16 protein-coding genes and 1 pseudogene are annotated in these 19463 nt (G+C 62.0%); 8 read left to right on the forward strand and 9 right to left on the reverse strand.

Going from position 1 to position 19463, the window contains the following annotated elements; genetic code table 11:
- Positions 1–9: 9 nt before the first annotated feature.
- The gene (locus VUG52_RS12055; RefSeq protein WP_015270439.1) at positions 10–576 is read right to left on the reverse strand and encodes a TetR/AcrR family transcriptional regulator; all 567 of its coding nucleotides are present in this window, start codon (positions 574–576) and stop codon (positions 10–12) included.
- A 94-nt stretch (positions 577–670) separates the two neighbouring features.
- Here VUG52_RS12055 and VUG52_RS12060 point away from each other — a divergent pair, with 94 nt between their 5' ends.
- The 3 genes from VUG52_RS12060 to VUG52_RS12070 are packed head-to-tail and all read left to right on the forward strand — an operon-like array spanning position 671 to position 6351.
- Positions 671–1804 (forward strand): MexC family multidrug efflux RND transporter periplasmic adaptor subunit, encoded by a 1134-nt coding sequence (locus tag VUG52_RS12060; protein ID WP_043935643.1) that lies wholly within the window; start codon positions 671–673, stop codon positions 1802–1804.
- A 15-nt stretch (positions 1805–1819) separates the two neighbouring features.
- Positions 1820–4948 (forward strand): efflux RND transporter permease subunit, encoded by a 3129-nt coding sequence (locus VUG52_RS12065; protein ID WP_015270437.1) that lies wholly within the window; start codon positions 1820–1822, stop codon positions 4946–4948.
- Positions 4948–6351, forward strand: a complete 1404-nt coding sequence (locus VUG52_RS12070) for an efflux transporter outer membrane subunit (protein ID WP_015270436.1) — start codon at positions 4948–4950, stop codon at positions 6349–6351. Before VUG52_RS12065 ends, VUG52_RS12070 begins: the two co-directional genes overlap by 1 nt.
- 85 nt (positions 6352–6436) lie before the next feature.
- Here VUG52_RS12070 and VUG52_RS12075 read toward each other — a convergent pair whose 3' ends face one another.
- The 6 genes and pseudogenes from VUG52_RS12075 to VUG52_RS12100 form a co-directional block, all read right to left on the reverse strand.
- Positions 6437–6994, reverse strand: a complete 558-nt coding sequence (locus tag VUG52_RS12075; RefSeq protein ID WP_015270435.1) for a TetR/AcrR family transcriptional regulator — start codon at positions 6992–6994, stop codon at positions 6437–6439.
- A gap of 178 nt (positions 6995–7172) precedes the next feature.
- The gene (locus VUG52_RS12080) at positions 7173–7577 is read right to left on the reverse strand and encodes a hypothetical protein (RefSeq protein ID WP_003259136.1); all 405 of its coding nucleotides are present in this window, start codon (positions 7575–7577) and stop codon (positions 7173–7175) included.
- Between the two features lie 10 nt (positions 7578–7587).
- On the reverse strand, positions 7588–8748 hold the full coding sequence (locus tag VUG52_RS12085) for a porin (protein WP_080604876.1): 1161 nt from the start codon (positions 8746–8748) through the stop codon (positions 7588–7590).
- Positions 8749–8777: 29 nt separating this feature from the next.
- The gene (locus tag VUG52_RS12090) at positions 8778–10397 is read right to left on the reverse strand and encodes a methyl-accepting chemotaxis protein (RefSeq protein ID WP_015270433.1); all 1620 of its coding nucleotides are present in this window, start codon (positions 10395–10397) and stop codon (positions 8778–8780) included.
- A gap of 586 nt (positions 10398–10983) precedes the next feature.
- Positions 10984–11658: a TetR/AcrR family transcriptional regulator gene (locus VUG52_RS12095; RefSeq protein ID WP_015270431.1), complete on the reverse strand. Its 675-nt coding sequence runs from the start codon at positions 11656–11658 to the stop codon at positions 10984–10986.
- A gap of 113 nt (positions 11659–11771) precedes the next feature.
- A pseudogene (locus VUG52_RS12100) lies at positions 11772–11912 on the reverse strand (integrase); the annotation flags it as partial.
- A gap of 172 nt (positions 11913–12084) precedes the next feature.
- On the opposite strand from VUG52_RS12100, the gene VUG52_RS12105 reads away from it, so the two are divergent.
- The 3 genes from VUG52_RS12105 to VUG52_RS12115 all read left to right on the forward strand — a co-directional run bounded on the left by VUG52_RS12105 (position 12085) and on the right by VUG52_RS12115 (position 16823).
- Entirely contained in the window at positions 12085–13053 is a 969-nt protein-coding gene (locus VUG52_RS12105; protein ID WP_085588724.1) for a DNA-binding protein, read from the forward strand.
- 236 nt (positions 13054–13289) lie between these two features.
- Complete coding sequence (locus tag VUG52_RS12110; protein WP_015270429.1) at positions 13290–15101, forward strand: ATP-dependent nuclease; 1812 nt, start codon at positions 13290–13292, stop codon at positions 15099–15101.
- A 3-nt stretch (positions 15102–15104) separates the two neighbouring features.
- Positions 15105–16823 carry a UvrD-helicase domain-containing protein gene (locus VUG52_RS12115; protein WP_182329345.1) on the forward strand — a complete coding sequence of 573 codons (1719 nt, stop codon included), beginning with the start codon at positions 15105–15107 and terminating at the stop codon, positions 16821–16823.
- 303 nt (positions 16824–17126) lie between these two features.
- Here VUG52_RS12115 and VUG52_RS12120 read toward each other — a convergent pair whose 3' ends face one another.
- On the reverse strand, positions 17127–17444 hold the full coding sequence (locus tag VUG52_RS12120; protein ID WP_015270427.1) for a hypothetical protein: 318 nt from the start codon (positions 17442–17444) through the stop codon (positions 17127–17129).
- Complete coding sequence (locus tag VUG52_RS12125; RefSeq protein ID WP_085588730.1) at positions 17441–17842, reverse strand: hypothetical protein; 402 nt, start codon at positions 17840–17842, stop codon at positions 17441–17443. Before VUG52_RS12125 ends, VUG52_RS12120 begins: the two co-directional genes overlap by 4 nt.
- Positions 17843–18225: 383 nt before the next feature.
- Here VUG52_RS12125 and lexA point away from each other — a divergent pair, with 383 nt between their 5' ends.
- Positions 18226–18843: a transcriptional repressor LexA gene (lexA, locus tag VUG52_RS12130; RefSeq protein ID WP_050705618.1), complete on the forward strand. Its 618-nt coding sequence runs from the start codon at positions 18226–18228 to the stop codon at positions 18841–18843.
- On the forward strand, positions 18843–19463 hold the full coding sequence (imuA, locus tag VUG52_RS12135; RefSeq protein WP_050705619.1) for a translesion DNA synthesis-associated protein ImuA: 621 nt from the start codon (positions 18843–18845) through the stop codon (positions 19461–19463). The genes lexA and imuA overlap by 1 nt, the downstream gene beginning before the upstream one ends.

Genomic DNA, 19463 nt, shown 5'->3' on the forward strand with positions numbered 1-19463 from the left:
TGCGGGCGCTCAACAGGGCGCCCGCGCTGCAATGCCCTGCAGGAACGCGTTCTCCAGCACCGTTGCACTCTCCCTCGGCGCGCGCCCTCGTTGGCGGGCATCGACCATGCCATGCAACAGCGATACGAACATCTCGGTCAGCAATGCCGCGGTGACATCCGCGCGAAATACACCCTGTCGCTGGCCGCTGAAGAACAATGCATCGAGCCGTTCCAGATAGAACCGGAGGTCGTGCTGCACGCTCATGTGCACAGGGTAACGGGAGGCGAGGAATGCGATCAGTTCACTTTGGGCCAGGTGCGCGCGGATCAGCTGACGCAACGCGGCCAGGGGCTCTGTGGAGGCCAACGTATCGCTGTTGTCGAGGATCTGCATCAGCGTGTCTTTGGCGTGCTGTTCGAGCTGGCTATCGAGGTTGTCTCTCGTCCCGCAGTAACGGTGCAAGGTGGCCCGGCTGATGCCCGCCAACGCCGCCAGTTCACCCATGGACGCTCTGGGCCGCAAGGCGGCAGCGGCATAGAGGGCATTCACCAGCTTGGCGGGAAGCGATGAAGGTGGGAAGCCTGAAGTGATCATGAGGAGCCTTGTTTGATTTATATGAGACATCATTGACTCATCTGGGTTTGAAAAGTAGCATTCGCCCCGTTTTCAATCAAGGCTCGGGTGAGTGATGGGCAAGACAGGTTCGATAAGAGTGGGCGTACTCGCTGTGGCGATTGCCTTGGCCGGGTGCGAGCCCGCAGCAGAGCAGTACGGTGCAGCCAATGCGAGCTACCCGGTGGAAATCGTGACGTTGGCCTCCGAGCAGGTGACCTTGGCCGCTGAGTTGCCGGGCCGGGTCGAGCCGATGCGCGTCGCAGAGGTGCGGGCGCGGGTGCCGGGTATCGTGTTGCACAAGCGCTTCGAGGAAGGGGCTGACGTCAAGGCGGGGGATGTGCTGTTCCAGATCGACCCGGCGCCGTTCAAGGCCGCCCTGGCCCGCGCCGAGGCGGACCTCGCCCGTGCCCAGGCCATGCAGCAGGAAGCCCAGGCACGTGTGAAGCGCTATGAGCCGCTGGTCAAGATCGAGGCGGTCAGCCAGCAGGACTTCGACAGCGCCACTGCCGAGTTGCGCAGTGCCCGTGCGGCGGTACGTTCCGCGCAGGCCGATGTGCAGGCCGCTCGCCTTAACCTGGGCTACGCCACTGTCACTGCGCCGATCTCCGGACGCATTGGCCGTGCGCTGGCCACCGAAGGCGCGTTGGTGGGGCAGGGGGATGCGACGCTGATGGCGCGTATCCAACAACTCGACCCGATCTACATCGACTTCACGCAGTCTGCCGCTGACGCGCTGCGCCTGCGACAAGCGGTGAAGGACGGCGCACTTTCGGCCGACAGCCAGCGCCTGACCGCGCAAGTGGAAGGCACCGATTTCCAGCGCTCGGGCGAGCTCATGTTCACCGATGTGAGTGTGGACCGCGGTACCGGCCAGGTCATCCTGCGGGGGCGTTTCGACAACGCGGACGGCACCCTCTTGCCGGGCATGTATGTGCGCGTGCGCACGCCGCAAGGCACCGACAACCACGCCATCCTGGTTCCTCAGCGTGCGGTCCAGCGAGGCAGTGACGGCCAGGCGCGGGTATTGGTCGCCGCCAATGGTATCGCTGAGGCACGCGTCGTGCGAACCGGCGTGATGCAGGGTTCGCGCTGGCAGATTACCGAGGGGCTGGAGCCGGGTGATCAGGTGATCGTCGGCAGCCCGGCCGGGCTGGCCCCCGGTATGCCGGTGGCGCCTGCCCAGAAACAAACGGCTGCCGCCCAGTGATGCGAGGGAAGTGAGATGTCCAGATTCTTCATCCATCGCCCGAACTTCGCCTGGGTCGTGGCGTTGTTCGTTTCACTGGCGGGCCTGCTGGTGATTCCATCCTTGCCCGTGGCCCAGTACCCCAACGTGGCGCCACCGCAGATTTCCATCACCGCCTCCTACCCCGGCGCTTCGGCCAAGGTCATGGTGGAGTCGGTGACCAGCATCATCGAACAGTCGCTCAATGGCGCCAAGGGCCTGCTGTACTACGAGTCCACCAACAACTCCAACGGCGTGGCCGAAGTGATGGTGACCTTCGAGCCAGGCACCGACCCGGACATGGCGCAGGTCGATGTGCAGAACCGTTTGAAACAGGCCGAGGCGCGCATGCCTCAGGCGGTGCTGACCCAAGGGCTGAAAGTCGAGCAGGCCAGTTCCGGTTTCCTGCTGATCTACGCCCTGACCAGCACGGCTGGCAACCGTGGCGATACCACGGCCTTGGCCGACTATGCCGCGCGTAACATCAACAACGAACTGCTGCGCGTGCCTGGCGTGGGCAAGCTGCAGTTCTTCGCCTCGGAAGCGGCCATGCGGGTCTGGGTGGACCCACAGAAACTGGTGGGCTATGGCCTGTCCATCGACGACATCAACACGGCGATTCGCGGCCAGAACGTCCAGGTGCCGGCCGGCAGCTTCGGCAGCACGCCGGGCGCCAGCGAGCAGGAACTGACCGCCACCCTGGCGGTGCAGGGCACCCTCGACACGCCGGAGGCTTTCGCCGGCATCGTCCTGCGCGCCAACCCGGATGGCTCCAGCGTACGCCTGCGTGATGTCGCGCGCATGGCCATCGGTAGCGAGAACTACAACCTGTCGGCACGCCTGAACGGCCACCCGGCGGTGGCCGGCGCGGTGCAGCTGGCGCCGGGCGCCAACGCCATTCAGACCGCGACGCTGGTCAAGGAGCGCTTGGCCGAACTGTCGCAGTTCTTCCCCGAAGGGGTCGAGTATTCGGTGCCGTACGATACCTCGCGCTTCGTCGACGTGGCCATCGAGAAGGTGATCCACACCTTGATCGAAGCCATGGTGCTGGTGTTCCTGGTGATGTTCCTGTTCCTGCAGAACGTCCGCTACACCCTGGTGCCCTCGATCGTGGTACCGGTGTGCCTGCTCGGGACGCTGATGATCATGAAGCTGCTCGGCTTCTCGGTGAATATGATGACCATGTTCGGCATGGTGCTGGCCATCGGCATCTTGGTGGACGACGCCATCGTGGTGGTGGAGAACGTCGAGCGCTTGATGGCCGAGGAAGGCCTGTCGCCGGTGGAGGCGACCATCAAGGCCATGGGGCAGGTTTCCGGGGCCATTATTGGTATCACCCTGGTACTGGCGGCGGTATTCCTGCCTTTGGCGTTCATGTCCGGTTCGGTGGGGGTGATCTACCAGCAGTTCTCTGTGTCTCTGGCTGTCTCGATCCTGTTCTCCGGCTTCCTGGCCTTGACCTTCACCCCAGCGCTGTGCGCCACGCTGCTCAAGCCAGTGCCTCAGGGCCATCATGAGAAGGGCGGTTTCTTCGGTGCCTTCAACCGTGGCTTCGCCCATATCACCGAGCGCTATTCGTTGCTCAATAACGGGCTGGTGGCGCGTGCCGGGCGCTGGATGCTGGCGTATGTCGGCATCCTGGTGGTGCTGGGCTATTCCTACCTGCGTCTACCGGAGGCCTTCGTGCCAGCTGAAGACCTGGGCTACAGCGTCGTCGACGTACAGTTGCCGCCAGGCGCCAGCCGGGTACGCACCGACCACACCGCCGAGACGCTGGAAAAATTCCTGATGTCTCGTGAGGCGGTGGCCAACTCGTTCATCGTCAGCGGCTTCAGTTTCTCGGGTCAGGGCGACAACGCCGCGCTGGCGTTCCCCACCTTCAAGGACTGGTCGCAGCGTGACAAGACGCAATCGGCAGAGGCGGAAACGGCAGCGATCAATGCGCAGTTCGCCGCCAACGGTGATGGTGCCATCACCGCGGTTATGCCGCCGCCCATCGACGGCCTGGGCAACTCCGGCGGTTTCGCCCTGCGTCTGATGGACCGTGGTGGCCTTGGCCGTGAAGCGCTGCTCGCCGCCCGTGACCAACTGCTGGCCCGCGCCAACAGCAACCCGGTGATTCTCTATGCGATGATGGAAGGCCTGGCCGAGGCGCCGCAGTTGCGTGTGCACATCGACCGGGAAAAAGCCCGAACACTGGGGGTGAGCTTCGAGGCCATCAACAGCACCTTGGCCACGGCTTTCGGTTCGGCGGTGATCAACGACTTCACCAATGCCGGGCGCCAGCAGCGCGTGGTGGTGCAGGCTGAGCAAGGCGAACGCATGACCCCCGAAAGCGTGCTGCGCCTCTATGCCCCGAATGCCAACGGCGAGCAGGTGCCGTTCAGCGCCTTCGTCACCACCCAGTGGGAAGAGGGGCCGGTGCAACTGGTGCGCTACAACGGCTACCCGTCCATCCGCATCGCCGGCGACGCTTCGCCGGGGCATAGTACTGGCCAGGCGATGGCCGAGATGGAGCGCCTGGTCAGCGAGCTGCCGCCGGGTATCGGCTACGCCTGGACGGGCCTTTCCTACCAGGAGAAGGTGTCCAGCGGCCAGGCGGCCAGCCTGTTCGCCCTGGCCATCTTGGTGGTGTTCCTGCTGCTGGTGGCGCTGTACGAGAGCTGGGCGATCCCGCTGACGGTCATGTTGATCGTGCCGATCGGTGCTCTGGGTGCGGTGTGGGCGGTGACGCTCACCGGCATGCCCAACGACGTGTACTTCAAGGTCGGCCTGATCACCATCATTGGCCTGGCGGCGAAGAACGCCATCCTGATCGTCGAGTTCGCCAAGGAACTGTGGGAGAAGGGCTACAGCCTGAGCGACGCCGCCATCGAGGCCGCGCGCCTGCGTTTCCGCCCGATCGTGATGACCTCCATGGCCTTCATCCTCGGCGTGGTGCCGCTGGCCATCGCCACCGGCGCCGGTGCGGCCAGTCAGCGCGCCATCGGTACCGGGGTGATCGGCGGCATGCTCAGCGCCACCTTGCTGGGCGTGGTGTTCGTGCCGATCTGTTTCGTATTCGTGCTGAAGCTGCTCAAGCGCAAGCCGGCCCCCGTGCAACACGCTGTCGAGGTAACCCAGTGATGCTCATGCGCAATCTTGCAATTCCGTTCGCGCTGGCCGTCACTTTGGCCGGCTGCTCCCTGGCACCGACCTACCAGCGCCCCGAGGCGCCGGTGGCGACCGCGTGGGGCGATGCCGCCGGCCATCGCGGCCGGGCGGTGGAGCAACTGGACTGGCAGGCGTTCATCGTCGACCCGTCCCTGCGCCAGCTGGTGGGGACCGCGCTGGACAACAACCGCTCGCTGCGCCAGACCCTGCTGGATATCGAGCAGGCCCGCGCGCAGTACCGCATCCAGCGTGCCGACCGGGTCCCGGGCTTGAATGCCGGGGCTTCCGGCAACCGCCAGCACTTGCCGACCGACTTGTCGAGCGATGGCCGCGAAGGGGTCAGCAGCACCTATCAGGTGGGGTTGTCGCTGCCGGAATACGAAGTGGACCTGTTCGGCCGTGTCAAAAGCCTGAGCGATGCGGCACTGGAACAGTACCTGGCCACCGAGGAAGTCGCGCGTGCCGCGCGCATCGCCCTGATCTCCGAGGTGAGCCAGGCCTACCTGACCCTGGACGGCGCCGAGCGGCGCCTGGCGCTGACCCGCCAGACCCTGGCCAGCCGCGAGGATTCGCTGGCCCTGGTCGGCCAGCGGCGCACCGCCGGCACGGCCACGGCGCTGGATCACCAGGAGGCGCTGGGGCTGGTCGAGCAGTCGCGGGCCGAGCTGGAAGGCATCGTGCGCGAGCAGCGCCAGGCCTACAACGCCCTGGTGCTGCTGCTGGGCAGCGCGGACGCGGCGAAGGCGATCCCGGCCGAGCGCGACGAGGCGCCGATGGTCCTGCAGGACATCGCCCCGGGCGCGCCGTCGGCGCTGATCGAACGTCGCCCGGACATCCTCGCCGCCGAGCATCGGCTGCGGGCGCGCAACGCCGATATTGGCGCGGCGCGGGCAGCGTTTTTCCCGCGTATCAGCCTGACCGGCAGCTTTGGGACCGCCAGTGCGCAGATGTCCGGGCTGTTCGACGGAGGCTCGCGTAGCTGGACCTTCATGCCGCAATTGTCGCTGCCGTTGTTCGACGCCGGGCGCAACCGGGCCGGGCTCAGCCTGGCCGAGGCACGCAAGGACTCGGCTGTGGCCGCCTATGAAGGCGCGATCCAGGTGGCCTTCCGCGAAGTGGCCGATGCGCTGGCCGCCACCGACACCCTGCGCCGTGAGCAGGCTGCGCGAAGGGCCCTGGTCGATACCAGTCGTGCGACCCTGGCGCTGGCCAAGGCACGTTACGAGGGGGGAGTGGACAACCATTTGCGCTACCTGGACGCCCAGCGCAACAGCAACGTGAACGAAGCGGCCTTCATCGAAGCCAGTACCCAGCGGCAACTGGCGTTGGTCGACCTGTTCCGCGCACTCGGTGGTGGGTGGTCGGGCAAGGGCTGAAACGGCCTCCTTTGGTTGGCATGTCCAGCCACTTCGCCCTAGGGATCGATGCCCTGGGGCTTTTTTTTTTGCGTGCGCAGTCAGGTCAGCGGGCGGGTGCCGCAGCGCCGTCGAGGAACATCAGTTCCAGCGTCTGCACGGACGTCGCGCTGGCCGCCCGCCCGCGTCGTTCGGCATCGACGATGCCGTACACCATGCTCAGGAACATTTCGGTGAAGATCGCCGCGCTGATATCGATACGGAAAGCTCCCGCCTTCTGGCCGCGCAGGAAGAAGGCATCCAGGGCGTCGGCATAGGCCCGCCACGGACGGTTCGCTTCGCTGTCGTCGAACGAGTCCGGGCGGTACTGGAAGAGCAGGAAGATCATCATCTCGCGATGCTTGAGGTGCTCGACGATGAGACGATGCAGGGCTGCGGTCGGGTCGCCGCCGTGCAAGTCAGCGTTGCCGATGACCTGGGAGAGGATCTGGTCGCCATAGCGTTCCAGCATGTTCACCAGGTTGTCACGGGTGCCGCAGAAACGGTGCAGGGTCGCTTTGCTCACGCCCGCCGCCTCGGCCAGCTCCTTCAAGGTGGCTCGGGGGTGGACGACGATCGCGTCGGCCAGCGCTTTGAGCAAGCGCTCATCGGTAGGGAGGTGCATCAGAAGATTCCACACTGCATATCGTGCAGGCATTGTGAAGGAAAACGGCTCATAGGGCACCCATTTGAGTAAATAATGGCTCAACCAAGGCTTGCAGGTCGCAGCCGTGCGGGTCCTTGCTTGCGGGCACCAAGGCACCGCCTCCCTCGGCGTTCCAGGTCGAGGGAGGCGGCGAAGCTCAGGGCAGGGTGAAGAGCACTTTGACCTTGTCATTGACGGCCGAGGTGTCGACATAGCCGATGGCATTCGACTCGCTGCCCACTTTGGCAATCACTGCGGCGTCATCATCCACGCTCTGCAGTGGTTGCCCCTTGCCCGTGAACACCAGGCCTGACCAGTACGACTTGAGCTGAGATTCGTTCTTGTTGGTCAGCGCGCTGTAGAACCTTTCCTTGGTGGGGTTCCAGCCTTTCTGGTCGAGGCCCTTGAGGCTGGTGTTCTTGCCCAGGAATATGTTGGCCACCTCGGCCTGGGACGGTGCGGCGCTGGCGCTGGCATTCACGATCACGGCCACTTCGGCGCGGGCCAGGGTGCAGGCCGTGGCCAGGGCTGCGGCGAACACTGCGGTGATGAGTGGTTTCATGTGGCGCTCCTTAGAAGACGAAATCGACGCCGACGCTGACGATATCGCCGTCGTAGTTGCGCGAAGGAGTGCCGGCGGCACCGTTGCTAGCCGCGAAGACTGCCTGGTCGAAGGTCTCTTGGGCGTTCTGCACGAAGGTGCCGCGGTAGCCGTTGCCGCGCGTGTCCACCCGCTTGTACTCGCCCTTGAGCACCAGGTTCGGCGCCAGGTTGTAGTTCACGCCGTAGGTCCAGGAGCTCTGGCGGCCAGCGTCTTCGTCGAGCTGAGCGTAAGTGAGGTGGAGCAGCACGTCGCCAAAACGGCGCCCGCCCATGAGGTAGAAGGCATCGATGCTGCCTTGCTGGTCACCTTCGGTGTTGTTGCTGGTCCACTCGTTCGAAGAGACCCAGGTGCCATTGTCGTACTGGTAACCGATGGATGCGAAGCGGCCTTTCTTGCGGTTCAGGCTCAGGAAGTCGACACGCGTGGGCGCTCCCCCAGGGGCGACCACCGACGCACTGAGGTCCGTGTCGATGTCTGCTTCGGCATACCCGACGCGCAGCGTGCCGAAGTCGTAGGTTTCCAGGCTGACATTCGCCGCGAAGATTTTCTTGTAGTCGATGTCGTACAGGTCATCCATGGCGAACAGGTTGCGCTTGGCGGCTTGGCCGCCTGCCACCTGGAGCGTCACGGAGCCGATGCCGGTGGGCAGGGTGTAGAGGGCATCGGCGCCTTCGTAGTTGCTCAGTTGGACCTGGCTGTAGACCTCATCCGGCAGCCGCAACCAAGGGTGGGTGACGCCGACGTCGAGGGTTTCGGAGTACATGTAGATCGGCAGGCGCAGCCGGCCTGCGCGCAATGTCAGGCCTTCGGTCGCCTTCCAGGAGAGGTAGGCCCATTCCAGGTTGCCTTTCCAGGTGTCCTGTTCCGGCTTGAGGGTGCCCTGCACGGTCATCCCCAGCTTGTCGGTGAGCCCATATTGGAGTTGGCCGCCCAGCCGGGAGAGCTGGTCACCGCGCCAGGCGTCCGTGGTCTGCCCGCTGATGCCGAAGCTCCGTCCTTGACCCTCGCCTCCCAGGTGGGTGAGGCCGGCAGTGCCGAAGCCGTTGAATCGATAGTCTCCCTGGTCCAGGGCCATTGCCGGGGTGGTCGCGATAAGGCCTGCGATACCGAGTGCTCTAATGCCTTGCATGCTTCAACTGCTCTTGTGGTGGGTAAGGGTCAAATGCGGAACTGAGCGGTGGCGCTGCGAAGGTGGTTGCCCATACCGACCAATTGCTCACCGAGCCGTGCGGTGGCGTCGGCACCTTGCGTGGTGGCCTGGGTATCCTGTTGCAGCTTCTCGGTGTCTTGCTGGATCGAACGGGAAAGGCCGATCTGCTCGTTGGTGAAACGGGCGATGCCGGCGTTCAACTCATCGATCTGGCGAACGGTCTTGGTAATCGCCTCCAGGGTCTGCGTGGCATGTTCTGAGCGCTCGATGCTTGTCCTGGCCTTCTCGCCGTTCAGGTTCATTGCGTGCAAGACGCCGCTGGCGCTGCTTTGCAGGCGCTGGATGATGTCTTGGATCTGCGCGATGGAAGCGGCGGTTTTCTGGGCCAGGTTGCGCACTTCGTCGGCGACCACGGCGAAGCCTCGCCCTTGCTCACCGGCCCGTGCCGCCTCGATGGCGGCGTTCAGGGCGAGCAGGTTGGTCTGTTCGGCGATGCTCCGGATCACCGTCAGCACCGCGCCGACATGCTGGGTTTCTGCTTCCAGTTGTTCCATGGCCTGCACCGAGCCGAGCACGCTGTTGCCCAGGTCGCCGATGCTGGAGGACAGTATGTCGATGTTGTGCCTGGCTTCGTTCGCCTGGCGCGCCGCGGCGCTGGCTTGCTCGGAGGCCTGTCCGGAGCGCTGTGCCACTTCTTGAATGCTGTTGGTCATGGTGTCGATGTCACTGCTGATGGACTCGGTGCGCTCCTGCTGCGAGCGCGCGCTGTCCTCCGCGCCCTGGGTGAGCCGGTGCAGCTCGCGGGACATCTGCTCCAGGGGCGCGGCGGTTTCGATGACCTGGCGCAGGGTGCCTTGCAGGCTGTCCAGCAAGCCGTTGAACAGGCCGATCATTTCGCCGATTTCGTCCGAGGAGTCGACATGCACGCGGCGGGTCAGGTCGCCATCGCCGCTGGCAATGGTCCTGAGCGACGCGATGACGCCGCGGACATTGCCCATGACCTGACGAATCACCCAGGCCGCGCTGGCGCTGACCAACAGCAGCAGGCAAAAGCTGAGCAGGTAGCCGACATGCGTGGTGGTGGCGTTGTCGGCGCGGACCTGGGTCAAGCTGCTCAGGAAGTCGGCGTAGGCGTGGCTGCGAAACTGTTCGCCCAGCGCCTGGGCGTTCTTGAGGTCGCTGGCCATGCGGTCGAAATGGGGGCGCAAATCATCGAACGCGGCCCCGTCGAGCAGTTGGCCGGAGGAGGCGAGCGCGTTATCGGCGTAGCGCTTGATCGCCGCTGACCAGGCTTGAAGCTCCCGGTGTCGGTCGGCCCGTTCAGCGGTCAGCGGTTCCAGGTCGCGCAGCCGCGCATGGACGTCGGCCAGCACGTCGCTCGCTTCATCCAAGGTGTCCCGCTCGCCCGCTGCCACGGCGCTGTTGAGCAGGCCGGGCAGGCGGGAAAACTGGAAGATCACGTTGTCGGCAGCTTCCAGCGTTGGGTAGCGCTGCTTTTCGAGCGATACCAATCGGCTGTCGTTGTCGTCCAGTTGCACCGCGGTGTAGCCCACGAACAGCAACAGACCGAACAGGGCGATGGCGGGTGGCAGGAAGAGTTTCAAGGTGAGCGAGATTTTTTTGAACATGGGCTGTGCGGGCCTCGTCGGAACGAAGGGCAAATCGCAGGCAAGCAGGGCCGCAAAAGCCGGTGCGCTGTTGGCAGGGCCTGCTATCGCTACGCGTCGGACAAAGGGCTGTCCTTCGGAAGTTGGCGTTACGTGATCATGGCGCCCCTCCGTGCCCCGTTGCGAATTGGCCACCCGCTTGCGCGGAGGGTCAGGCCGAGGCCAGGTTGGGAGAGGTGGGGGAAGGTGAGGTCGTCCATTTCAGACAACCTGCGTCTTTGTGGAATAAGGAGCCGGCAGTTCTGGCATGCCTGCTCGGATCGCGACAGCGTCTTGGTGCTAAAGCCCATTTTCGCTCCTGCCACTTGGTTGTGTTTTATTTGTTATATCAAGTGTTTTGTAAAATACAGGAGTTTTGCTTACATGCAAGACGCAATGGCGCCAGAGCCTGCAAAAAAAGCAGGGCAGGCGCTATCGGGGCCTGGTGCTTGGGTTGGGTCGGCAAGGCGCGGGGCGACGGTTGCGCGACGACGGAAGGCGGCGAAGACCGAGCGGTTTGGTGGGGTGACGCCTTCCTGGGAAGGCGCCGGGTTTACCGGGAGGCGACTTAGGACTTGGCGGTTTTAGGGGGAGAAATCATGACAATGAAGGCGTCAATCAAGGCCTTCCCGCGCTCTGCGCTGACAGGCTCGGATTCGAAAGGCAGCATCATGAGCCAGCCATCACTGAACGCGGCAATGTGATCGGCCAACACATCGGCCGGCACATCTTCACGGACCTGGCCCTGGCGCTGGCCGGCCTCCAGCACCGAAGTGGCCACCTCGCGGAAGTTGGTATAGCGCTGCTTGATGACGCTGGCGAACGCGGGCTGGTGCCGGGCATGGGTGAGCAGTTGCAGCCATGCAAGCCAGTTGCCTGGCTCGTCAAGGCTGATCCATTGGTGCCACTGCTCAATGAGCGACTTGATGTCGACCTGATCGAGGTGGATGTCCAGCAGTGCGTCGACCTTGTCGAACAGGGTCTGCGCAACGGCACTGACCATTTCTTCCTTGTTGGCGAAGTAGTAGGTCACCGCGCCTGTGGTGCACCCGGCGTGCTGCGCCACCTTGCGCATGGTGGCACCGGCATAGCCTTCTTGCGCGATCACCGCGATCGCCGCCGCCAGCAACTCGGACCTTTTGGCGTCGCGATCGCCAACCGGGCGCCCACGACGGGCAATCGGTTCGGATTCGCATTCATTGGCCTTGGCGTTGGGAGCAGGGCGGGGATGTGCTTCAGGCATAGGGAGGCGATTTCATCGGACAACCAATAGAGCCGGCAGTTTGCCACAGCACAGCCGACGCGCGCGATGTCAGTGGGTGGCGAGGCTCGTGCTTTTTACCTACCAGCTTTGTGGGCCAAGTGAGCGACGATGAACTGCATTGCGACCTCTACGGTAGGGGCCGTCGCCGAGCGCCCGGTGATGCGCAGTTGAAGCCAGGCCGACCAATAGGCGAGGGCGCTCTGGTAACTGCGCACGGTATTAGCCGCCGTGCCCGGCGAAGACGCCTCGACCGAGGCGCCACTGCATCCACCGCCAGTGGAACTGAGACGGCAATCCTTAATATATTGTATTATTTGACACGTATACCGTATTGCTAATTAAGTTTAATGACGATTAGCTCGGATAAGATTTAATTATCAGACCTAAAATGGTGGAGGGCAGGGCATGGCGGTAGGCGTACCGGAAAATGACGTGTTTGCGGCGGCGGACGCGGTCCTCGCCCGTGGCGAGCGGCCAACGGTGGAGCGGGTGCGCCAAGAGTTGGGGCGCGGCAGCCCCGCGCGGGTCGGGGCCTTGCTCGATCAGTGGTGGGAGCAACTGGCAGCGCGCCTGCGCGGCGAAACGCGCTTGCCTGGATTGCCAGCGGAGGTGGCACAGGCGTTTATGGCTATCTGGCAGCAGGCCACTACCCTGGCCCAGGGTGTGGCGGAGCAAGCGTTGGCCGGCCAGCGTCAGGTCCTAGCCGAGGAGCGCGAAGTGCTGGGTGCGCTGGAAGCTCGTGCCCGACTGGAGGTTGCCCAGGCGCGACAGCAAACAACCGAGGCCGTTACCGCACGGCAGGGCGCAGAAACCCGCTTGGCAGACCTAGAACAATTGCTTGCTCAGCGTCAGGCGCAGATCGACGACCTGCGTGCGCAGCGTGATGAATTGCAGGCGCAGCGTGACGATGCCCACCAGCAACTGGAGCAGATAGAGTCGCAGTTGTATGACAGCCGTAAGCAGGCCGAACATGCGCGCGTGGAGCAGCAGCGCTACACCCGTGACGTCGAAGACCGGGCCTATCGCGAGATCGATCGAGCCCGGGAGGAGAGCAAGGCGCTGGGCGCACAACTCAAGGACGCCCAGGGCCGGCTCAGTGTGGCCCAACGCAGCCTCGAGGAGTATCAGCTCAATCTCGGCGATGCCCGTGAGCAAACGCACGTCGCGCGTACCCAGGCGCAGCTATTGGCTGCCCAGTTGATACACGCCCAGCAACAAGCGACTGGGGCGGGGGAGCAAATGGCTGTTCTGCAAAGTGCATTGCAGGCAGTGCGCGAGGAGTTGGCTGCGACCCGTGAGCGTGCGATCGCTGCCGAAGCCCGTGTTGAAACGCTGGCCAGCCGGCCCAAGCGTTCAGAGAAAAGCCGTGGATGATGCCAAGCCGCCTCCGCATATGTGCCAGTCACGCCGTTTAACCTAGTAGGCCTTTTATCAAGTCGGATGGGATCAGTGGCTGCCAAGGTTACGATGCCGAATCTGCTTCGTAGGGAGCGCAACGCGCGCTCTGCAAAAGCAGTCCCACGGAAGGCATTGGGCCAATTTCTCGACTACTGTGTGATAGCTATTGGCCTTTTTGTCTGAGGCTTACACAGGATCGGGAGCGGACGGATATGCGGGTTGCACGGCTGCAGATTGAGAATTTCCGTGGCATCAAGCGTGCGGATGTTTTGTTGCCCAAACATGCCGTCATCGTTGGTGATAACAACATTGGTAAGTCTACGCTCCTAGAGGCACTTGATCTCGTACTAGGCCCCGAGCGACTCTCCCGTAGGCCAGTGATAGATGAGCACGATTTTTATGCGGGAGAGTATGTCGATCTGCAGGGGCAGCCAGTAAACATAACCATAGAAGTGGTCATCACTGATCTGAATATGGATCAGGAAATGCGTTTTAGGGATCACATCGAGTGGTGGGATAATGGCGCGGGAGATCTGCTCGGAGGCCCGCCAGCAGAGAGTACTGACGAGCAGATGGTTCAGGCCTGTTTGCGCGTCGTTTTTATCGGCAGCTACGATGCCGATGAGGATGATTTCACTGGTACCACTTACTTCTGTTCGCCGATGAAACAGGATGGGTCCTACGATTTCTTCAGAACTGCCGATAAGCGTGTCTGTGGATTTCTGTATCTGCGCACGATCCGAACCGGCAGTCGTGCGTTGAGCCTTGAGCGTGGTTCGCTCTTGGACATCATTTTGCGGTTACAGGACGACAAGAACTTCAAAATCTGGGAAGGGCTTTTGGTTGAGCTTCGACAGTTGCAGGTTGCAGCTGATCCGGAGATCGGGATCAACGACATCCTGGCGGATGTTCAGGCCTCGATCCGCGGCTACATGCCCAGCGATGATGGTAGCGATCCCCAAATGCGTGTCACGCAACTGACTCGCGAGTCTCTGCGAAAAGCGTTAACTGTCTTCATGGCAACCGGTGCGCAGCGCAGTGATGGCGAAGCGCATGCAGCACCATTCCAGAGCCAAGGCACCGGTACTGTTAACATGATGGTACTGGCACTTCTGTCACTGATCGCGGAGCTAAAGCAGAACGTGATTTTTGCGATGGAGGAGCCAGAGATAGCAATCCCGCCGCATATTCAAAAACGCATCATCAACGGTGTGCGCAACAAGTCAGCCCAGGCGCTGTTTACCTCGCATTCGCCTTACGTGCTCGAAGAGTTCGACCCCGAGCAGGTAATCGTTATCAGCCGAAACGATGGAAACTTGAGTGCTATGCCTGCAGGGCTGCCGCCGGGCATCAAAGCAAAAATGTACCGGCAAGACATGCGGCTGCGTGTTTGTGAGGCCCTTCTGGCACGTCGGGTGCTGATTGCCGAAGGCCGGACGGAATATGACGCTTGGCCCGCCGTAGCGCGACTGCTTCATCAGCAGGAGCCGGAGTCTTTCATGCCGCTTGAGGCGTTGGGCATCCCAATCATCGATGCGACGACTGACTCGCTGATCGCTCCGATGGGGGCCTACTACCGCAGGCTCGGGAAGAAGGTCTATGCCGTTTTCGACGAGCAGGCACCCGAGCAATTGGAAGCTATTAGGGCGTCGGTCGACTACCCCTATCAAGCGCCTGAGAAAGGTTTCGAGAACGTCGTTCTCAAAGGAACCGATGAGGAAGTGTTGCGTGGCTGGGTTGCGTCTCTGGTCGACAGCGGTGCTTGGCCTTCAGACTTAAAGGACAAGGCCCCGGGCCCTGATGCCACGAAGGATGAGGTAGCAGCGATTCTAGGGGTGCTGCTGAAGCGCTGGAAAGGCGATGGTGCTGCTGCCAGCTTACTTTGTACCGCCATGACCCGACATCAACTCCCGGAATTCATTGTCAGCACCCTCGAGAGCATTACAGCCACAATTGTTCCCAAGAAGCCCGAGCCTGAACTTTCGGAACTGGATGATGACTTTCTCGATTTGGTTGGGCCTTAACAGATGATGGTGCTTGATCAGTCTCGACGGGATGTTATCGAGTCACCCAGACATCTGGTGGTGATGGGCGGCCCTGGCTCAGGGAAAACCACAGTCGCATTGCTCAAAGCTGAAGCATTTCTAGGCCGACTAGACCTCACAGAGTATCAGCAGGTGCTGTTCCTGAGCTTCGCCAGGGCAACGGTCGCGAGGGTTGCGGAACAGGCCGGGAAAATGCTGCCGAAACTTGAGCAGGCTCGGCTCGAGGTCAACACCTATCATGGCTTCACGTGGAATTTGCTGCGCAGCCATGGCTACTTGCTCCGCAACGGGCGACCCTTATCGCTTCTTCCTCCACCAGAGGCTGCTGCGCGATTGTCCACATTGAGCGAAGAACAGATAGCCTTGGAGAAAATCAGGCTGCTCGAGGAGGAGGGACTGTTGCACTTCGACCTGTTCGCCAGCAATGCTGCCATGTTGCTGGAGAGAAGCCAGTCGCTGCAGCGCATCTACGGCAACAGCTATCCACTGATCATACTCGACGAGTTCCAGGACACGAACGAGGATGAGTGGCGTTTCATTCGGGCGTTGACTCGGCATAGCCAGGTGCTGGCTTTAGCTGATCCGGAACAACGAATCTACGAATTCCGCGGTGCCAGTGCTAGCAGGATTCAAGAGTTCGAACAGGCCTACCGCCCCGCCTCCTTTTCTTTTGGAATGGAAAATCACCGGAGCACAGGGACCGACATTGTCCAGTTCGGCAACGATCTGCTGGCAGGAGTAAATAGGGGCAGAGCCTACACCCATGTGTCGGTTACACCCTATGCGCCGCGCAAGGGGATGCTCCATCGGGCTTTCAAATTTGCCATTCTGAATGCTATAGCACGGTTGAATAGATACGGACGTGATTGGTCACTAGCCATTCTGGTTCCCAGCAAAAGCTTCATGGCTGAGGTTTCTGCGTACCTTTCGAGTGATGCGGACAATCTGCCCAGGCTTTCCCATGAGGTGGCGTTCGACCAGGAGGCAGCAGCGCTCTCTGCTACGGCGATCGCCGCGTTGCTGGAAGGTGGCGCGAATGCTGAACTCATTACTGAAAGACTTCTTAGAAACCTATGTGCTCATCTGCGTGGCAGGAAAGGCGAGAAAGCCCCAAGCAAGGCTCACTTGGAATTGGTACTCGCTCTGGAGCAGTTGTTCGGTGGGCAAGCACTTCGTCGAGCGCCGCACAAGCGGGTTCTTGCTGCCGCACAGCTTATTGCAGTCCAGCGTCTTGAGTTGCAATTGACTGGCGACCCCCAAGTTGACTGGGTTGCCGCACGACAATTTCTGGATTCAAGCACCGAGCAGGTTTTCAAGCAGATCGGTATAGATGGTCGGTATGTGCGCTTGCTTGGGAAGGGGTCGCTGCTTCGAAGCCGTTTGAGCGAGATGTGGCGCTCAGCTGAAGGCTATTCAGGAGCAGAGAAGCTGGTGCGGGATGCTCTTATTCAGGACCACTTTCAAGCTGTCACCAGGGACTGGAAGGGGCTCCATCTGATGACCATGCACAAATCGAAGGGAAAGGAATTCACAGAGGTCATTCTTTATGAGGGAGTGATGAAGGGGCGTTTCTTGCCGACCGAAGCAACCCCGGATCGCGTGCGTCAGGCCCGTTTAGCCATGCGTGTCGCTGTCACTCGTGCAATGAAGAAGGCGACTATCTTGACGCCGACTGGGCGAAATCGCTGCCCGTTGATTTGAACGCAAGATTGGGGATGCCGCCAGGGACCATCGTATCATTACTGATGTGCGGCTGATCGGACGTTGCGATCCGCTAACCTAGAGTGAAAGACAAAATGCCCAGGCCCAACCACCTCGCCTTCTTTGTCTGGCGGATAATGGTGAGCGGGTTCCAGATTAGTGCAAAACGGCGCTGGTTGATCAAGGTTGTACCATTACCCCTTTCTTACAGCTCGCGGATGATACTCCGATTAATCGGCTTTCGAATAAGTACGAGTTTGATCCTGTCCGATGTCCTGTACACTAGCTCTTTTTCATTTTTCATCAGAGGCCTCGAAACTGATTGATATCTGCTGTTTGTGAATAATGATACTCCTTGGGTGAAAAGCGTCCCTGTGGGCCAAACAATAAATTGGCCGTTAGATATTCGAGATAGATGATCGCCTCCGGTTGCGCATATCGCATAAAGCACTCGCGCTGGGCCGCAGATAGACAGGCTCGGTGCTTCAGACATGTTTTCACCATTTCCGCCAGTACATAGCCGCGTATGTCGTATCGCTCATCCATGGCGCAAAGGATGGTTCGATAGCATAAGTGATAGTTCGGTTGCTGGCCGGTCTGTAGGTAGGCGTCGTTACTCATCCTTGACTCCCGGCCTGCCAGGAGGCCAGAAATTGCAGCACCTGCTCAACTTGGCCCTGACTGACTAGTTGCTCCGCAGTTCGCCCCTCGAAAGTTAACAATTGATCTTGGCGGAACCAGCCAATTGCTTGCTCGATAGTCGCACCGGTCTCAGTCACCATCAGAACCACACGTAGGACATCTGTTATGAAGCGTAGCGCTGCTTCGGAGTCAGTCGTGGTTGCACCATCTGCCTGGCTTTTGCGATACGTAGCGAGGTAAACGTCAAACTCAGCTGGGTTCAGACCAAAAGCCCTGGCGTAACGTTCCCCTGGAGAGGTTGTCCCTTTCGTGTTGCGTAGGTAATCAGCCAATTCAGCAGCTGACAGCGCGCTTATTTGAAATGCCTCTTGGTTCATGACTTGTTCCCCTCGCGACCTTTCGTTAACAGCATGCCCCCAAATCAACAGTAAGCAAAGCCATAGCTGTGTGGCTTTTATGGTCGACGTGGCAAGGGCGGTCGTTCAGCGGAAGCGTATGTACGCCACGGATGTGGAGCTTTCACGCAACGGCCTAGGAGCATCCCCCGATGACACAGTAGACACAGAGAGGGCCAGGCGGAACGACTGAGACCACGCGATGGTGGTGGGCGGCCTGGAACTAATGTTTAGGGAATGTGCGGTAGGGTCGATTTGGGGGGTTGACTTACCGCTTTTTGGCCTTTTCAGTTCTGATTACTTGAGGCAGGGCAGGGAGGCCGGCGACGAAGGGGACTGGTCAGCGTTTTGAAAAAAGAGTACAAATGTACTCCATGGACACTTTATCCCCCAAACGCCGCGCCATCCTTGGGTTCATCCGCGAGCGCATCACCGATCAAGGCCAGCCGCCGTCGCTGGCCGACATCGCCGAGCGCTTCGGTTTCGCCTCGCGCAGCGTGGCGCGCAAGCACATCACCGCCCTGAGCCAGGCCGGGTTCATCGACGTCACGCCCAACCAGGCGCGTGGCATCCGCCTGGCCGAACCCCTGCGCCGGCCCGAGATCCTCGAGATCCCGGTTCTTGGCCAGGTCGCCGCCGGTGCGCCGATCGGCCCCGACCTCGATATCCACGAGCAGTTGCTGCTCGACCCCAGCCTGTTCCGACGCACCCCCGACTACCTGCTCAAGGTGCGCGGCGATTCGATGATCGATGACGGCATCTTCGACGGCGACCTGGTCGGCATCCGCCAGCAGGGCGAGGCCCGTGACGGGCAGATCGTGGTCGCCCGGCTCGACGGCGAGGTAACCATCAAGCGCCTGCAGCGCACCCGCGACGGCTATCGCCTGCTGCCGCGCAACCCGGCCTATGCCCCCATCGACGTGACCCCCGGGCACGAGTTCTTCATCGAAGGCGTGTTCTGCGGCCTGCTGAGGCGTGACTGATGGGCGCCGTGGTCGAACTCGACCGGCTGCTCGACCAGCGCCAGGTATGGCGTGGGCGGCAGGCCCAGGCGCGTCCGCAGGGCCTGCAACCCACCGGGCATGCCAGTCTCGACCATCACCTGCCGGAAGGTGGCTGGCCGGCGGCGGCACTGAGCGAGCTGCTGCTGGCCAGCCCCGGCTGCGGAGAGCTGCAACTGCTCTGGCCGACACTCGCCCGGTTGACCGGGGAGGGGCAGCGGGTGGTGCTGGTGGCGCCGCCGTTCATTCCCTACGCGCCGGCCTGGCAGGCCGCCGGGGTGGACCTACGCTGGCTGGTGCAGGTCGATGCCGAGGCGGCCGATGCCTTGTGGGCGGCCGAGCAGTGCCTGCGCTCGGGCAGTTGCGCCGCCGTGCTGTGCTGGCCAGGGTACGCCGACGACCGTGCCCTGCGCCGCCTGCAGGTGGCCGCGGAGACAGGCGACGCGCTGGCGTTCGCCTGTCGCCCGCACCAGGCCGCGCTGAACCCGTCACCCGCCGCCCTGCGCATCGCCCTCGACCTGCGTCCGGCGCAGTGGCGCGTGCTCAAGTGCCGGGGCGGCCTGGCGCCGGCCACGCCCATCGCCTGCCCAGGGCGGGCGTGA

The sequence above is a fragment of the Pseudomonas sp. LH21 genome (genome assembly GCF_036549575.1).
Lineage (GTDB): Bacteria > Pseudomonadota > Gammaproteobacteria > Pseudomonadales > Pseudomonadaceae > Aquipseudomonas > Aquipseudomonas peradeniyensis.

Bases quoted from the DNA above. Each gene is read 5' to 3' on its own strand.
- VUG52_RS12055 (WP_015270439.1), bottom strand. From the start codon at position 576: ATGATCACTTCAGGCTTCCCACCTTCATCGCTTCCCGCCAAGCTGGTG.
- VUG52_RS12105 (WP_085588724.1), top strand. From the start codon at position 12,085: ATGGCGGTAGGCGTACCGGAAAATGACGTGTTTGCGGCGGCGGACGCG.
- VUG52_RS12120 (WP_015270427.1), bottom strand. From the start codon at position 17,444: ATGAGTAACGACGCCTACCTACAGACCGGCCAGCAACCGAACTATCAC.
- VUG52_RS12110 (WP_015270429.1), top strand. From the start codon at position 13,290: ATGCGGGTTGCACGGCTGCAGATTGAGAATTTCCGTGGCATCAAGCGT.
- VUG52_RS12090 (WP_015270433.1), bottom strand. From the start codon at position 10,397: ATGTTCAAAAAAATCTCGCTCACCTTGAAACTCTTCCTGCCACCCGCC.
- lexA (WP_050705618.1), top strand. From the start codon at position 18,226: ATGTACTCCATGGACACTTTATCCCCCAAACGCCGCGCCATCCTTGGG.
- VUG52_RS12065 (WP_015270437.1), top strand. From the start codon at position 1,820: ATGTCCAGATTCTTCATCCATCGCCCGAACTTCGCCTGGGTCGTGGCG.
- VUG52_RS12070 (WP_015270436.1), top strand. From the start codon at position 4,948: ATGCTCATGCGCAATCTTGCAATTCCGTTCGCGCTGGCCGTCACTTTG.
- VUG52_RS12075 (WP_015270435.1), bottom strand. From the start codon at position 6,994: ATGCACCTCCCTACCGATGAGCGCTTGCTCAAAGCGCTGGCCGACGCG.
- imuA (WP_050705619.1), top strand. From the start codon at position 18,843: ATGGGCGCCGTGGTCGAACTCGACCGGCTGCTCGACCAGCGCCAGGTA.
- VUG52_RS12085 (WP_080604876.1), bottom strand. From the start codon at position 8,748: ATGCAAGGCATTAGAGCACTCGGTATCGCAGGCCTTATCGCGACCACC.
- VUG52_RS12115 (WP_182329345.1), top strand. From the start codon at position 15,105: ATGATGGTGCTTGATCAGTCTCGACGGGATGTTATCGAGTCACCCAGA.
- VUG52_RS12060 (WP_043935643.1), top strand. From the start codon at position 671: ATGGGCAAGACAGGTTCGATAAGAGTGGGCGTACTCGCTGTGGCGATT.
- VUG52_RS12125 (WP_085588730.1), bottom strand. From the start codon at position 17,842: ATGAACCAAGAGGCATTTCAAATAAGCGCGCTGTCAGCTGCTGAATTG.
- VUG52_RS12080 (WP_003259136.1), bottom strand. From the start codon at position 7,577: ATGAAACCACTCATCACCGCAGTGTTCGCCGCAGCCCTGGCCACGGCC.
- VUG52_RS12095 (WP_015270431.1), bottom strand. From the start codon at position 11,658: ATGCCTGAAGCACATCCCCGCCCTGCTCCCAACGCCAAGGCCAATGAA.